Annotated in this window: 11 protein-coding genes; 9 read left to right on the forward strand and 2 right to left on the reverse strand. The window is 64.9% G+C overall.

The genetic code is table 11. The features are described from left to right. Positions 1–246: hypothetical protein (locus ABIV12_RS03565; RefSeq protein WP_348056300.1), on the reverse strand; the 246-nt coding region annotated here is incomplete at its 3' end. Positions 247–400: 154 nt separating this feature from the next. Between ABIV12_RS03565 and mrcB the strand changes: the two genes are divergently transcribed. The 8 genes from mrcB (at position 401) to ABIV12_RS03605 (ending at position 13,650) form a co-directional block, all read left to right on the forward strand. Beyond that, on the forward strand, positions 401–2,692 hold the full coding sequence (mrcB, locus tag ABIV12_RS03570; protein WP_348056304.1) for a penicillin-binding protein 1B: 2,292 nt from the start codon (positions 401–403) through the stop codon (positions 2,690–2,692). A gap of 91 nt (positions 2,693–2,783) precedes the next feature. Continuing rightward, on the forward strand, positions 2,784–3,311 hold the full coding sequence (locus ABIV12_RS03575; protein WP_348056306.1) for a tetratricopeptide repeat protein: 528 nt from the start codon (positions 2,784–2,786) through the stop codon (positions 3,309–3,311). A gap of 144 nt (positions 3,312–3,455) precedes the next feature. Continuing rightward, positions 3,456–5,273: an ATP-dependent DNA helicase gene (locus tag ABIV12_RS03580; RefSeq protein WP_348056308.1), complete on the forward strand. Its 1,818-nt coding sequence runs from the start codon at positions 3,456–3,458 to the stop codon at positions 5,271–5,273. Positions 5,274–5,504: 231 nt separating this feature from the next. Next, on the forward strand, positions 5,505–7,112 hold the full coding sequence (locus ABIV12_RS03585; RefSeq protein WP_348056310.1) for a sulfotransferase: 1,608 nt from the start codon (positions 5,505–5,507) through the stop codon (positions 7,110–7,112). Between the two features lie 354 nt (positions 7,113–7,466). Continuing rightward, complete coding sequence (locus ABIV12_RS03590) at positions 7,467–10,466, forward strand: S8 family serine peptidase (protein WP_348056312.1); 3,000 nt, start codon at positions 7,467–7,469, stop codon at positions 10,464–10,466. A gap of 119 nt (positions 10,467–10,585) precedes the next feature. Beyond that, positions 10,586–12,193, forward strand: coding sequence for a phospholipase D family protein (locus ABIV12_RS03595; RefSeq protein WP_348056314.1), 1,608 nt, complete (start codon positions 10,586–10,588; stop codon positions 12,191–12,193). Between the two features lie 108 nt (positions 12,194–12,301). Further along, positions 12,302–12,976 carry a VTT domain-containing protein gene (locus ABIV12_RS03600; protein ID WP_348056315.1) on the forward strand — a complete coding sequence of 225 codons (675 nt, stop codon included), beginning with the start codon at positions 12,302–12,304 and terminating at the stop codon, positions 12,974–12,976. Beyond that, complete coding sequence (locus tag ABIV12_RS03605; protein WP_348056317.1) at positions 12,976–13,650, forward strand: endonuclease/exonuclease/phosphatase family protein; 675 nt, start codon at positions 12,976–12,978, stop codon at positions 13,648–13,650. Before ABIV12_RS03600 ends, ABIV12_RS03605 begins: the two co-directional genes overlap by 1 nt. 52 nt (positions 13,651–13,702) lie before the next feature. Here ABIV12_RS03605 and ABIV12_RS03610 read toward each other — a convergent pair whose 3' ends face one another. Continuing rightward, the gene (locus ABIV12_RS03610; RefSeq protein WP_348056319.1) at positions 13,703–15,094 is read right to left on the reverse strand and encodes an L-serine ammonia-lyase; all 1,392 of its coding nucleotides are present in this window, start codon (positions 15,092–15,094) and stop codon (positions 13,703–13,705) included. A gap of 62 nt (positions 15,095–15,156) precedes the next feature. Between ABIV12_RS03610 and ABIV12_RS03615 the strand changes: the two genes are divergently transcribed. Further along, positions 15,157–15,384, forward strand: a complete 228-nt coding sequence (locus tag ABIV12_RS03615) for a glutaredoxin family protein (protein WP_348056321.1) — start codon at positions 15,157–15,159, stop codon at positions 15,382–15,384. The last annotated feature ends 228 nt before the right edge of the window (positions 15,385–15,612 follow it).

A 15,612-nucleotide genomic window follows, 5' to 3' on the forward strand; every position in this document is an offset into this window, starting at 1 on the left:
CGAAGGATGTTCGCCTTCTGCGACCTCGGGCAGGCGCTCCGCATCGTCCCAGGCCGCGTCGACGGCGCAGCGACCGAGCAGGCTCACCGTGGCCGACGCCGGCAGGCGCGCACGCAAGGTCGATAGCGCGTGGGCATCGGCGGTGCCGTGCACGCAGACGCGCACCGGCGTCGCGTCGGCGCGCGCAACCACTGCATCGATCCCGTTGCCCCCGGATGACGCTGTGGCGAACGGAAAGGGTTGCATCCAGTCTCCGGCGAATTCGCGAACGGCGGCGATTATCGCCGATCCGCACCATGTGGCGTGTAGTTGCGTCTCGCCAGCCCCGATCTGCCGCGGCTACACTCCGGCCCGAGTCCCGCGCAGCGACCGATCGCGCGCCTACCACCGGAATGTCCGCTTGTCTTTTTTCTCCAGTTCGTTGAGCGTGCTCGCCGTGCTCTGGCGCATCTTTCGCATTCCGCTCCTGATCGCGACCGGTCTCGCGATCGGGTTCCTGCTGCCGTACGCGTTCTATCTCGATCGCGAGGTGCGCAGCCGTTTCGACGATCTGTCGTGGCAGATCCCGAGCCGCGTGTATGCGCGTCCGCTGCAATTGGCGCCGGGGTTGCCGATGAAACCCGACGTGCTCGAACTGGAGCTCGCCGCCGCGCGTTACGTCGACGATCCGCAGGCGACCTTGCCCGGAACGTGGCATCGCGAGGGCGCGCGCTTCACGATTTCGCGTCGCGCTTTCATCTACCTCGACGGTCGCGAGCGTGAGAAACGGATCGGCGTGACGATCGCCGACGGACGCGTGTCGCAACTGGTCGACGCCGATTCCGGCGCGGCGATGGCGAGCGTGCGGCTGGATCCAGCGCGCATCGCGACACTTTACGGCGAGCTGCAGGAAGACCGGCGCTACGTCACGCTCGGAGAGATTCCGCCGCTGTTGCTGAGCGGTCTGCAGGCCGTCGAGGACCGGGATTTCAAGAGCCACCACGGCATCGACACCGTGGCGATCCTGCGTGCGGCATGGGCGAACCTCGTTGCAGGCCACGTGGTGCAGGGTGGTTCGACGCTGACCCAGCAGCTGGTCAAGAATCTGTTCCTCGATCGCGGCCAGACGTTCGCGCGCAAGCTCAACGAAGCGCTGCTGTCGCTGCTGATCGAAGCGCGCTACGACAAGAAGCGCATCCTCGAGGCGTACGTCAACGAAGTGTTCCTCGGACAGCAGGGCGCACAAGCGGTGCACGGATTCGCGGCGGCCAGCGAGTTTTATTTCGGACGCGACCTGCGTGGACTCGGGCCCGCCGACATCGCGCTGCTGGTCGGCATGGTGCAGGGTCCGAGCCTGTACGATCCGCGCCGCAATCCAGATCGCGCGCTGACCCGGCGCAACATCGTGCTCGGCGCGTTCCGCGATACCGGACTGATCGACGATGCGACCTCCGCCGCGGCCAGCAAACAGCCGATCGGAACCGCCGCGAACGCCACGCTGCCGCGCGACCGCTATCCGGCATTTCTCGAACTGGTGCGCCGCCAGTTGAAACAGGATTACCCCGACACCGAACTCAACAGTGCCGGACTCGCAATCCACACCACGTTGGCGCCGTCGGTGCAGTCACTGGGCGAGGGTGCGATCGACAAGGCCCTGACCGCGCTCGGCAAGCGCGGCGAAGCGGTGCAGGCCGCACTCGTGGTCACCGGCGCGCACGATGGCGAAGTGCAGGCGATGATCGGCAGTCGCGACGTCGATGAGCCCGGATTCAATCGCGCGCTCGATGCCCTGCGGCCGATCGGATCGCTGGTGAAACCGTTCGTCAACCTCGTTGCGCTCGCGCAGCCGCAGCGCTATTCGCTCGCAACGCTGCTCGACGACAGCGCGATCGACATGCTGCAGCCGAATGGCACGCGCTGGCGTCCGGAAAACGATGACCACCAGACGCATGGCCAGGTGCTGCTGATCGACGCGCTGGCCGAAAGCTGGAACCTCGCGACGATCCATCTGGGCCAGCGCATCGGCATTGATCGCGTGCACGGATTTCTGGCATCGTTCGGTCTTGGCCGCGACATCAATCCGAATCCATCGATGTTGCTCGGCGCAGTGGATTTGAGCCCCTTCGACGTCGCACGTCTGTATCAATACCTCGCATCCGATGGGCACGCGTTGCCGCTGCGCGCGTTGCGCGGCGTGCTGGATGCGCAGGGGCGGGCATTGACGCGGTACACGGTGAAGCCCGGCGCAAGCGATTACGCGAACGCGACGCGTCTGGTCACCTATGCGATGCAGCAGGTTGCGATCAGCGGCACCGCACACGCGATCACCGATTCGGGGCTCGGCTGGCTGCACGCCGCCGGCAAGACCGGTACCAGCGATACGCAGCGCGATTCGTGGTTCGCCGGATTCACCGGCGACTCGCTCGCCGTCGCGTGGGTCGGGCGCGATGACAATAAACCCACGGGACTGTTTGGCGCCACCGGCGGGCTGCGCATCTGGATCGAACTGATGAAGCGGCTTCCCACGACGCCGCTGGTCGTGCCGCAGGACGGAATCGAGCGCGCGTGGATCGCGCCTGCCTCCGGCAAGCGCACCGACTCGGCGTGCGCGCGCGCACGTGAACTGCCGTTTGCAGTGGGGTATCCGCCGAGCGAGGAGGAGAACTGCCCGCTCGATCAGTTGCGCGAGTTCTTCAAGGGCAGCAGCAATTGACGTCGACATGCGAAACTAGGCGCGCAAGATCGCTCGCTGTTCATCCTCATCGTTGCATCGTCGACAACCGTTCAGACCGCCCACAGACCCCATGAATCCACGTTTCGCCATTCCCCTTGTTGTCGCCGCCGCGACATTGTTCGGTTGCACCCAGTCGGGTCCGCCGACACCGGCCGTCAAGCCGGCCGGCCCTGCTGCCAACGCGGTTGCGTCGCTCCACGCGATCCGTGCGGCGGGCGACGGCGTTGATTCCGCCGTCACCGTGCAGCCGCTGCGTGATGCGGCGATCGATGGTTTTCTCAAGAAGGCGCACGACGCGGAAGCACACGGCGATTTTCCCGCTGCGATCGCCGCGACGGACAGCGCCCTCAAACTGGCGCCGGAGGCTCCCGATATCCTGCAGTATCGGGCGGAACTCGACATCGGCACCGGCGAATGGGCGAAAGCCGACGCGTTGGCAATGCGAAGTTTTGGTCTTGGCCCCAAAGTGGGTGCGTTGTGCGCGCGCAATTGGCAGACGGTGATCGAGGCGCGCACTGCAATGAACGATGCACCGACGGTCACCGCGGCCAGGCAGCGGTTGAAGGAATGCCGCATCGCGCCGCGCCTGCGCATGTGAGCACGCGAGCGCCTCCGCGCTCCGCTGCCGCATCTTCTCCGGTTCAAGGTTCCCATCATCGACTCTTCTGCCCAACTTCTCGGAGCCGACGGCCCCTTCGCGCGTGACGTGCCGGGGTTCGCGCCGCGCGCGTCGCAGCAAGTGATGGCAGAGGCTGTCGAAGAAGCGATCGCGGATCGCCAGATTCTGGTGGCCGAAGCCGGCACCGGCACCGGCAAGACTTTCGCGTACCTCGTGCCTGCGCTGATGTCCGGCAAGCGGGTGATCGTATCGACCGGCACGAAAACGCTGCAGGACCAGTTGTTCCATCGCGATCTGCCCCGCGTCCGTGGCGTGCTCGGCGCACGCGTGTCGGCCGCATTGCTTAAAGGGCGCGCCAATTACCTGTGCCTTCATCGGCTCGATCAGGCGGTTCAGGAAGGCCGCTTCACCAGTCGCGACCAGGCGTCGCAACTGCACGCGATCCGTACATGGGCGCAGCGCACCGCTTCGGGGGACCGAGGCGAGCTTGCCGAGATCGCGGAAGATTCCTCATTGTGGCCGCGCGTCACGTCGACCACCGAGAACTGCCTCGGCTCTGATTGCCCGAAGTTCACCGATTGCTTCGTGGTGAAGGCGCGCCGCGCCGCGCAGGAAGCCGACATCGTCGTCGTGAATCATCATCTGTTGTTTGCCGACCTTGCGATCAAGCAGGAAGGATTCGGCGAGATCCTGCCCGGCGCACACGCATTCATCCTCGACGAGGCGCACCAGATTCCAGAACTCGCCGGTCAGTTCTTTTCGGTCACGTTGTCGGCGCGGCAGTTGAACGAACTTGCGGGCGACGCGCTCGCTGAATGCGCGAGCGTCAGTGGCGCACTCGCTGCGTTGCAGCCGGTGATCGATCCGGTGAACGCAAGCGTCAAGCGGTTGCGTCTCGCGCTTGATCGTTTCCCGGCGAAAGGCGCGTTCATCCAGATCGAAAGCGATCGCGACGTGCTAACCGAACTGACGCAGCTGCGCGAAGCGCTCGATGCACTTGCCCGCGTGCTCGAACAGCAGGCAGACCGCAGCCGCGGACTTGCGAGCGTGAGCGAACGCGCGACCGAACAGGCCTCCCGACTGTCGCATCTCACCGACGGCAGCGCGCGCGACTCGGTGCACTGGTACGAACTGTCGCCGCACGGGTTTGCATTCCACGCGACACCGCTGGATCTCGCGCCGCCGCTGCGCGAGTTGCGCGCGCAAAGCCGCGCGGCATGGATCTTCACGTCGGCCACGCTGTCGGTTGGCGGACACTTCACCCATTTCTCGCGCCAGCTCGGCCTCGACGATCCGGTCGAACTGTGTCTCGACAGTCCGTTCGATTTCAAAACGCAGGCACTCGCGTATCTGCCGACCGGACTGCCCGATCCATCGGCAATCGATTACGTGGATCGCGTCGTCGACGCGGCGGTGCCCGTGCTGGAAGCGTCGCGGGGACGCGCGTTCCTGTTGTTCACCTCGCATCGCGCGTTGCGCCGCGCGGCCGAGTTGTTGCCGTCGCGCGTGCCGTTTCCCTTGTTCGTGCAGGGCACTGCGCCGCGCAACCGTCTGCTCGAAGCGTTTCGCGCATCGGGCAACGGTGTGCTGCTGGGTGCCGCGAGTTTCTGGGAAGGTGTGGACGTTGCAGGCGAGGCTCTCAGCGTGGTGGTCATCGACAAGTTGCCGTTCGCGGCACCTGATGATCCGGTGCTGGTCGCCCGACTCGATGCATTGCGCGACACCGGCGGCAATCCATTCACCGACTGGCAGATCCCTGCCGCAGTGATTGCGCTCAAGCAGGGCGCCGGACGACTGATCCGCGACGTGCACGATCGCGGCGTACTGATGCTGTGCGACCCGAGGCTGACGTCGCGTGGTTACGGAAAACTGTTTCTGGCGAGCCTTCCGCCGCTGCCGCGCACGCGCGATTTCGCCGACGTGGCGGCGTTCTTCCGGTAAGGCGATCATGCCGTTGTCGACCACAGGTCGCTGTCCGGTTTCGCGCGGTGTGCGACGACCATATGCAAAAAGCGTAGCGCGCCAAGATCGAAGCGCTTCAGCCGCACCAAGACCCGCCACGACGCGTCTTGCATCTGGCGGGCGCGATTTCCTTCGTTGCGGCGCTGCCGCTTCGCCCTGCGCCTGCCGCTTGTGCTAAAACCTTGCGGGCTTTCGCATTCGACGCACCTCATGTCCTCTTCGCCATCGTCGTCCCGCGCCCGACCGCGCCTGGCCGGTATTCCATCGCGCGCGGCGGCAAACGTGGCGTTCGCCGAAGGGCTGCTCGAGCGCGGCGATGGTGAGGGCGCGATGAAGGCCCTGAATGCGTTGCTGACACAGGCGCCCGATCATCCGGAGCTGCTGCGACTGCATGCGCTCGCGTGGCTTCGGCAAGGCAAACCCGAGCAGGCGATTGACGATCTCCGTCGCGCGCGGGCGCAATGGCCCGATGACGGTTTGCTGATGTGCCAGTTGGGCATTGCTCTCGCGCAAGGCGGGGATCTGGCCGGCGCCGAACGCGCGTTCCGCGATGCAACCGTGCTCGATCCGATGTTGGCGGATGCCTGGTACAACCTCGGGCATGCGCTCGACGTGCGCACCGATACCGCAGGCGCGGCGCTTGCGTTCGAACAATTGCTGACGATCGATCCGGGTCACCTGCGCGCACGCGTCCAATATGCGGAGATGCTGAAGATGCTCGGCCGACTGGGCGACGCCGAGAGCGAACTGCGTGCCGTGCTGATGCGCGATCCGGATTCGATCTCCGCATGGGTCGGCCTGTCGAACCTGAAGACGTTCACGCCGGATGCCGACGATCTCGAACGCCTGCGGGGGTTGCACGCAAGCGACAAGATACCTGGCGCGCGGCGGGTCGACTTCGCGTTTGCATGCGCTTCGCTTCTCGAATCGGCGGGACGCTACCCCGAGGCATTTGCTCTCATCGCCGCGGCAAATGCGGGAAAGCACGCCACGATTCGCTGGGATGCGGCTGCCGTGACGCGGCTGGTCGACGACATCCTCGGCCAGTTCGGCGCACTGTCATCCGCGCCCGCGGCTTCGCGCGGACGTGAAGTCATCTTTCTCGTCGGCATGCCGCGCTCGGGTTCGACGTTGGCCGAGCAGATCCTGTCGACCCATCCGCGCGTCCAGGGCGGCGGCGAGCGCAACGAGATTGTCGAGACCTTGCTGGACGAATCGCGCCGTCGCGGACAAGGATTTCCGTACTGGGTGTCCTACGCGGACGATTCGGACTGGGCCCGTCTCGGCGTGCAGTACCTCGATCGCTGCGCGGCATGGCGAGACACGCGCGCGTCGTTTACCAACAAGACGCTGACCAACTGGCAGACGCTCGGCGCGATTCGCCGCATGTTGCCCGGCGCGCACGTGATCCATTGTCAGCGCGATCCGCTCGAAATGCTGTGGAGCGCTTACAAGCACCACTTCGGCGAAGCGCAGTTCTTCAGCTACGACCTCGATGACCTGTGCGCGTTCTGGAACGACAGCGAACGCGCGATGCGATTCTGGTCGCGGTCGTTTCCTGGCTGGGTCCATGCGCACGTCTATGAAGACCTGATCGCTCAACCGGACGCGACCATTCGCGCGCTGCTGGACCATTGCGGGCTCGCGTTCGACCCGGCTTGCATGCAGTTTCAGAACAATCGTCGCGATGTCCGTACATCGAGTGCGAGTCAGGTCCGCCAACCGCTGCGGCGCAGCGAGTTGGCGTCAGACCGGTACGGAGCCACGCTCGATCCCATTCGCCAGCGTATCGCTGCGCTGCAGCGTGGAATCACCTGAACGCGACCTCGCGATCGTCCGGTTACGCACTCGAATGTAAATGGTGTCGCTGGGGTTTGATGCCGGAAGCACGACGTGGTATCAAGAGAATTGCTGCCTTTGGCGGCACGTGGATCAGGTAGGATTTCGCGTAGATATTCCGGCATTTGGCGGTCCCCCTGAAGAGCGCGGGAGCGCGTTGGCCGGTCGCCGCGACGGATCTTATTTCGCAACAGGACTTGTTCGGTTGACATCGCGGCATCCTGAACTCGGGTTTCCAACCGGTTATGGATGCAGGCGGTGTCGTTTGCTTGGAGTCGTCACGTGGATCGTCGATCCGTCGGACGGCAAATATTCGTTTGGAAGGGAGTACACATGAAGTCGGTTCGAAACACAGCCCTGACCACTGCGGTCGGGATCGCATTGTTCGGAATCACCGCGTCAACGGGAATCAGTGCTGCCGGAATCACCGCGGCACAGTCCACCTCCAGCGTGCTGCGCGCGTCCACCACTGGCCGCTACATCGTCACGTTCGCCGAGGCGGGCCTGGTCGACTACAAGGGTGGCGTTGCAGGCCTCGCGCGCACCGCGCCCGAGGCGGATCTGGTGAGCGCGAACAGTTCGCGCAAGCTCGACGCCAATTCATCCGCCGCAGCGTCCTACAAGTCCTACCTCGCGACCCAGCGCGCCCAGTACATCGGCGACATCCAGCAGGCGCTCGGCCGCAACCTCGCGATCCGCTACACCTACGACGTCACGCGCAACGCCATCTCCGTCTCGTTGAGCCCGAGTGAAGCCGCCGCCGTCGCGCGGATGCCGGGCGTGGTGTCCGTCGAAGGCGTGCAGGTCAAGCAGATGGACACGTTCCGTGGCCCGACGTTCATCGGCGCGAACACCATCTGGGACGGCACCGCCGTTCCGAGCTACGCCGCCGCGACACGCGGGCAGGGCGTGAAGGTCGGCATCATCGACTCGGGCGCCAACAGCACGCATCCGTCGTTCGCGAATGACGCGACGTGCGGATTCAGCGAAGCGGCGCCGAAGCTGTTTCCGAAAGACTGCATGACCAACAACGGGACCTCGTGCACCGGCACAACGCCGGACGCCGACCAGGGCAACGGCCACGGTGTGCACACCGGCAGTACCGCCGCTGGTAACACCATCGACAACACCGTCACCCCTGCGCCGCTGCTTCCTGACGGCATCACGATGTCCGGCGTCGCACCATGCGCCGCCGTCTACACCTACAAGGTGTGCGACTCCAGCGGCTGTACGGACGACGCCATCACTGCAGGCATCCAGAACGCCATTGCCGACCAGGTCGACGTGATCAACTTCTCGATCGGGCCGACCTGCGGTGGTGGTGATCCGTGGGTCGACAGTCTCGACTTCCTCGCCGCCCAGGGTGCGGATGTGTTCGTCGCCGCTTCGGCTGGCAATACCCGCAGCAACTGCACGGATCCGACCGGCCTCGTGGCCAACAACGGCCCGTGGGAAACCACTGTCGCCGCATCGACGCAGGACCAGCTCATCTCGCCGCAGCTGACCGTGACCGGTCCCGGCACGCCGCCGGCGCTCACGCAGAACATCACGCTCAACCCGGGCAACAGCACGTTGACCCCGGCCGAAACGACCGATCTGCTGGGTCAGAAGCTGCGCACGGATCCGGCAAACATCACCGGATGTACCGCGAGCGGTGGCTTCGCACCGGGCTATTTCGCCGGTTCCGTCGCGATCATCCAGCGGGGCACATGCACGTTCAGCGAGAAGATCACCAACGCCTACAACTCGGGCGCGTACGTGGTCGTGATCACGAACAACCAGGCAGGCGTCATCAACATGGACACCTCGACGCTTCCGACGGCGATCTCCGACGTCGTTGCAGCGTTCAGTACCACGCAGGTGCAGGGTGATGCGCTGATTGCATTCGTCAACGCGAATCTCGGTCCGATCCCCGACGCCGATGCGGTTTTCGCGGATGGCTTCGAGCTCCCCGAAGGGGCATTGGGCGACTACAACCGCGCAGCGATCGGCCTGGTTCAGGGCGACGTCCTCGCCGGCTTCAGTTTCCGCGGTCCGACCGTTGCTCCGTACGATGACCTGACCAAGCCGGACATCACCGGCCCAGGCGTCAGCATCTTCGCGGCGCTGACGACGGAAGAAGGCAGCTACGGCCTGCTCAGTGGCACGTCGATGTCGTCTCCGCACCTTGCCGGTTCTGCCGCGCTGGTTCGCGCGGTGCAGCCGACCTGGACCCCGATGGAAGTCAAGTCGGCGATCCAGATGACGGCGACGTTGACCGGCTTCCAGGAAGACGGCGTCACCCAGTGGGGCGTCGACGAAGTCGGCAGCGGCCGCGTTGATCTCACCAAGGCGACGCTTGCCGGACTCACGCTCGACGAAACCAACGCACGTTTCCATGCAGCCGATCCGGCAGCGTCCACAGTGGCCATCAAGGATCTCAACATTGCGTCGGTCCGCAACGTCAACTGCGACATCGGCTGCAACTGGACCCGCACGTTCAAGAACCAGTTGCATGCATCGGGCACATGGACGCCGACGGCGATCGATCCTGCGGGCTACCACCTGACGTTCAGCCCGGCGACCTTCACGCTGGCGCAGGGTGCGACGCAGGCCCTGACGATCACCGCGACGGCAACCGCCGGTTCGACGAGCGACCTGTCGTATGGCCGCATCGACCTCACCGAATCGGGTGGCCAGTCGCCGGTCGAGCACCTGACGGTTGCCGTCAAGGGCGGAACCGCGCCACCGGCGCCCGGCGTGTGTGAGGGTGGAACCTGCAACCTGACGGTCGACGGCCTTCCCGCCGGCGGCTCGTTCAACGCGCTCGGATGTGGTCCGGCCGCGCCCTGCCAGTTTCTCTGGTTGAACCAGTTCAAGCCGGAGGCCGCCGAGTATCCGATCACGTTGAACACGGTCGACACCATCTTCGGGACGCAAACGACCGTTGGCGATGTGTTCGATGTCTACGTCTATCAGGACAACGACGACAGTCCTGCCAATGGTGCGACCTTGGTCGCCTCGGTGACCGGTCAGACGATCACCGCTCTGTCGACGTTCCAGACGATCTCGATTCCGGGCGGCGCCGTGTTGAGCGGCCCGGGCGACATATTGATCGCACTCGTCAACAGGACGGTCAATGCGTATCCCGGTTCTGCGGACAACGCGGTTCCGTTTGCGAACCAGTCGTACATCAGCGCTCTCGGCTCGGTCCCTGCGACCCCTGTTCTGGCGACTTTGAACATGCAGCCGACAACTGCGGTGCTGGCGTCGTTCACGCATAACTGGATCATCCGTGGCCACGGCACGAACGGCGGTGGCCGTCCGATCACCTTGGCACCGGTCCAGAAGTAAACGAAAGTTCCTGTTGTTCCAGCCGGCGCGGATTCATCCGCGCCGGCTTTTTTTTGCATGCCTATCAGGTCGCCCGTTGTTCAGACCACGGTCAACCCTTCGTATGCGATCATCTCGCGATGAATGCATCGCTTTTCGCCCCGCATGTACGTAGTTCGCTGACGCTACTTCTGGCCTGCGTGGCAAGCGCGTGCTCCACCTTGCCCGAGCGGTTTGCGGAGACCCCGAAGACGCCCTCGACATCGATCGCGCCGGTCGCCGATTCGGTGCTTTCCCGACAGATTGAAACGCGCGTCTCGGCCAACGGCGGAACATCCGGTTTCCGCCCATTGCTTGGCGGCAACAACGCGTTGATGAGCCGCGTCGTGCTGGCCGACAACGCCCGTCACTCGATCGACCTGCAGTACTACATTTTCGCGAACGACGCGTCCGGGCGACTGGTGGCGCAGCGCCTGCTTGCGGCGGCGGATCGCGGAGTGCGCGTGCGGATCCTGCTCGACGATCTCGATATCGTGAAGGAAGACAAGCTGCTCGACGCGCTCGACGCGCATCCGAACGTCGAAGTGCGGCTTTTCAATCCACTGCGCATCCGCGACCGTTCGATCGTCTCCAAGGTCGGGCAATTCGTGCTCGAAGCGCAACGGCTCAACCGGCGCATGCACAACAAGTCGTTCATCGTCGACGGTGTGGCTGCGATCATCGGCGGCCGCAACATCGGTGATGCGTATTTCAATGTCGGCGACGACGTGCATTTCCGCGATCTCGATGTGCTCTCGATCGGGCCGATCGTGCCGAGGATCGCGTCGATGTTCGACCGCTACTGGAACGATGAGGCGGCGATTCCGGTCACCGCATTCAGCGCTACCGACGCAAATCACAAAAATGTGGCGAAAGCGCGCGAGCGGCTCGGCGGCGACGCGCACGTCTATTCGCCCGAGGACTACCAGAAAGCCGAGAACGTCGTGAATGGCGTCGACGATCCGTCAAAAGCGGAACGCGGCATCGCATGGTTCTGGGGCGACGCGCGGCTGGTCGCGGATGCGCCGGAAAAGGTCGATCCGGCGGAGGACGACAACAAGCAGGCACGCATCGAGCGACCGATCCGCGCGATGCTGGAATCGGCGCAGCAGCAGATCCTGGTGATCTCGCCATACTTCATTCCAGGCGAAGAGGTGGAGTCGGTGCTTGAGGCCGCTGCGAAACGCGGCGTCGCAATCGAGGCGCTGACCAACTCGCTTGCCGCCAACGATGAGCCGGAAGTGCACGCGGGTTATGCGCACTATCGAAAACCGCTGCTTGTCGCGGGCGCCACGCTTTACGAATTCCGACCGGTGGGTCACCAGAATCCGAAACGCGCATACGGTCGTTCGTCCGGCGTCAGCCTGCATGCAAAGACAATGGTGATCGACCACCACCAAGTGTTCATCGGTTCGATGAACTTCGATCCGCGGTCACGCGACCTCAATACCGAGATGGGAGTGATCGTCGAAAGCCCGGGTCTGGCCGATGCGATCGAGCAGTTCTTCGCGCGCGCGACGTCACCGGAAAACGCGTTTCACGTGATGCTTGATCCGACCAGTCATGCCAAACCTGAGCGTCGCGCTCTGCGCTGGGCCGCGCTCGAGGACGGCAAGGAAGTGATCTTCCGGCACGAGCCGGAGTGTTCGCTGCTCAAGCGGCTGCGGGTTGACGTGGTGCGCTTCCTGCCGATCGAAGGCTTGCTGTGAGCCATGTCGGCCTCGCATGACCGATGTGCCTCGCCAAGTGCGGGCGTGACGGAACCAGCGACGTCCCCGGACGCGCGTGGAGAGTCAACCGCCACCATCGATCGGAACGTGGAACGACGCCGCTGGCAATGGGTGGCGCTCGCTGCGATCACGGTACTCGCAGCGATCGTCGCCGCATCGCTCCTCTGGCTTGGCGCGGGGCGACCGACCTTCTCGACGGTTCTCGATGCGGCCCAACGCTGGCACGCCTCGCCATTCGCGCCGCTCGTCGCGCTGGCGGCGTTTCTCATCGGAGGCTTCGTCGTCTTTCCCGTCAACCTGCTGATTGCTGCAACCATCGTCGTCCTCGGCCCGATTGCCGGTGGCCTGACGGCGATGGCAGGTTCGCTGCTCAGCGCCGCGGCGCTGCATGAGGCGGGACATCGCCTTCCTCAGGCTGCGTTTTCACGCATCGTCGGCGAGCGTGGCGAACGATTGCGTGCTCGCGTTGTCGGGCATGGAGTGCTTGCGGTTGCGCTCGTCCGCCTCGTTCCCGTCGCGCCGTACAGCATCGTCAGTCTGATCGCCGGTGCCGCTGGGCTTCCGCGAATTGCGTACCTCGTTGGCACGACCCTCGGCATGTTTCCGGGCATCGTGCTGTACGCAGTGTTCGTCGAACGCGCAAGTGCTGCGTTGCGCGACCCGAACCCTCTCGCGTGGCTCGGCGCGTTGCTGGCGTTGGTCGCGATCATCGCAGTCGGTGTGTTCCTGCGCATGCGGCACGCTCCACCGAACCGCGCCTGATGCGTATCGCAACCTGGAACATGCATGCTGGCGTGGGGCTCGACCGCCGCTTCGATCCGGATCGGATTGCACGCGTGATCAACGAGCTCGATGCCGATGTCGTCGCGCTGCAGGAATTCGGATCACGCGGCGCGTTCGACATGTGCGCGCATCTGCAAGCGGCGTGCGCGATGCACATGATCGTCGCGCCGACGTTCCTCAAACGGGGCAGCGATTTCGGCAATGCGCTGCTGACCCGATCGCCGCCGCGCGACGTCGTCGTTCATGCACTGGGTGTCGATACCCGCGAACCGCGCAATGCGATCGACCTGCGCGTCGATCTCGACGGAGGTGACTGGCGGCTGGTCGCAACGCATCTCGGACTGCGCACTTCGGAGCGCCGCATCCAGGTCGGAAAGCTCGTCTCGTTGCTCGGTGATGTTCGCGAACAGCCGACGGTCCTGCTCGGAGATTTCAACGAATGGTCGGCAAGGGGCGCACTCGCGACGATCGACCAGCGCTTCGGAATGACGGCGTCACCAAAGACGTTCCCGTCACTGTTCCCGCTGTCTGCGCTCGATCGGATCTGGATCGCACCCGCGACCGCATGTGCCGAACGCTCCGTGCACCGAAGCCGCCTCGCGCGGCTCGCGTCCGATCACTTGCCTCTGGTTGCCGCGCTCACGCCAGGCTGACCGCTTGTGCGCGGGTCGGCCTCGTCCTGCCGCGTCGAACGGAACTCTCCATTCAACACTCGATCACGTTCACCGCGAGCCCACCACGCGAGGTTTCCTTGTACTTGTCCTGCATGTCACGGCCGGTGTCGCGCATCGTCTTGATGACCTTGTCGAGGCTGACCTTGTGCTTGCCGTCGCCGCGCATCGCCATGCGGCTCGCGTTGATCGCCTTGACCGATCCCATCGCATTGCGCTCGATGCACGGAATCTGCACCAGCCCGCCGATCGGATCGCAGGTGAGCCCGAGGTTGTGTTCCATGCCGATCTCGGCGGCATTTTCGATCTGGCTGCAGGTGCCACCGATTGCCGCGGTCAATCCGGCCGCCGCCATCGAGCAGGCGACGCCCACTTCGCCCTGGCAACCCACTTCCGCGCCGGAAATCGATGCGTTTTCCTTGTACAGGATGCCGACTGCCGCAGCGGTCAGCAGGAAGGTGCGCACGCCCTCGATGGTCGCCCCCGGGATGAAGCGCGTGTAGTAGTGAAGCACCGCGGGAATGATGCCGGCGGCTCCGTTGGTCGGCGCGGTGACGACGCGTCCGCCGGCGGCGTTCTCTTCGTTGACGGCGAGCGCGTAGAGATTGACCCAGTCGAGCGTGGTCAGCGGATCGCGCATCGCCGCCTCCGGATTCCGGGACAGTTCCGCGTGGAGCGCTGGCGCGCGCCGCGTCACGTGCAGGCCGCCGGGCAGCGTTCCCGATGCGCGGATGCCGCGCGCGACGCACGCTTGCATCGCGCTCCAGAGTTCGTCGAGACCTGAGTCGATCTCGGCGCGTGTGCGCCACGCGCCTTCGTTCGCATACATCAGCTCGGCGATGGTGAGTCCGCTCTCCGCGCAGCGCGCGAGCAGCTCGTCGCCGGACCGGAACGGATGCGCCAGCGGCGTCTCGTCGGCGACGATCCGGTCTTCGGCCGCTTCGTCCTGGTTCACGACGAAGCCGCCGCCGACCGAGTAGTAGTCGCGCGTCGCGATCGTGTTGCCATCCGCGTCGAACGCCGTGAAGCGCATGCCGTTGGTATGGAAGGGCAGCTTCTGCCGCTTGTTCAACACCAGATCACGCTTCTCGTCGAATGCGATCTCGTGACGTCCGGACAGATTGATGCGTTTCTCGCTGCGGATGCGTTCGAGCGCTGCGGGAATCACGTCCGGGTCGATCGCGTTCGGCCAGTGGCCTTCGAGGCCCATCAGCAACGCCTTGTCCGTGCCGTGGCCACGGCCGGTCAGTGCCAGCGAGCCGAACACTTCGGCACGGATGCGCGCCGTCCGCGTCAGGTTCACGCCGCCGTCGCCTTCGACAAGCCAGCGCTCGACGAATCGTGCTGCGGCCCGCATCGGGCCGACGGTGTGCGAAGAGGACGGGCCAATGCCGATCTTGAAGAGGTCGAAGACGCTGACGGCCATGGTGGTCGCTGTCGTGCAGGAGACCGCTATTCTACGCGCTCGGCCACCCGGGGCTTGCAGCAATGCGGCTGATCCTGTTCCAGCGAGACGACTGCCGGCTTTGCGACGAGGCGCTCGCGCTGCTCGCGGCGGCCCGCGTGCCGCCGTTCGAAAGCGTATGGATCGACGACGATGCGGGCCTCGAGGCGCGCTACGGGGAGCGCGTGCCGGTGTTGCGGGATGCGGATGCGGATCGCGAGCTTAATTGGCCGTTCTGTGCGCAGGCGCTCAGCGACTTCGTGTTGCGCTGATCAACCGTGCCCGATGGACGGGCGATTCCGCGTGCGTCGCCCCGCTTATCGAGGTCGGCGACGGGGAGATCGCACCACACGACCCTGTCGTGGACGGAATTCGATGCGCTCACGGCGGCGTCCTTCCGGTCATGCCTGGACGATCCGCATCCGCTCGCCTTTCAGTCGAAGCCGTCCGCGAAGATCAGATCGTCCTGCAGGCGTGCGACGAACAGGTCGACGTGCGAG

Origin of the sequence: Dokdonella sp., assembly GCF_039926425.1 — a bacterium.
Classification (GTDB): Bacteria; Pseudomonadota; Gammaproteobacteria; order Xanthomonadales; family Rhodanobacteraceae; genus Dokdonella_A.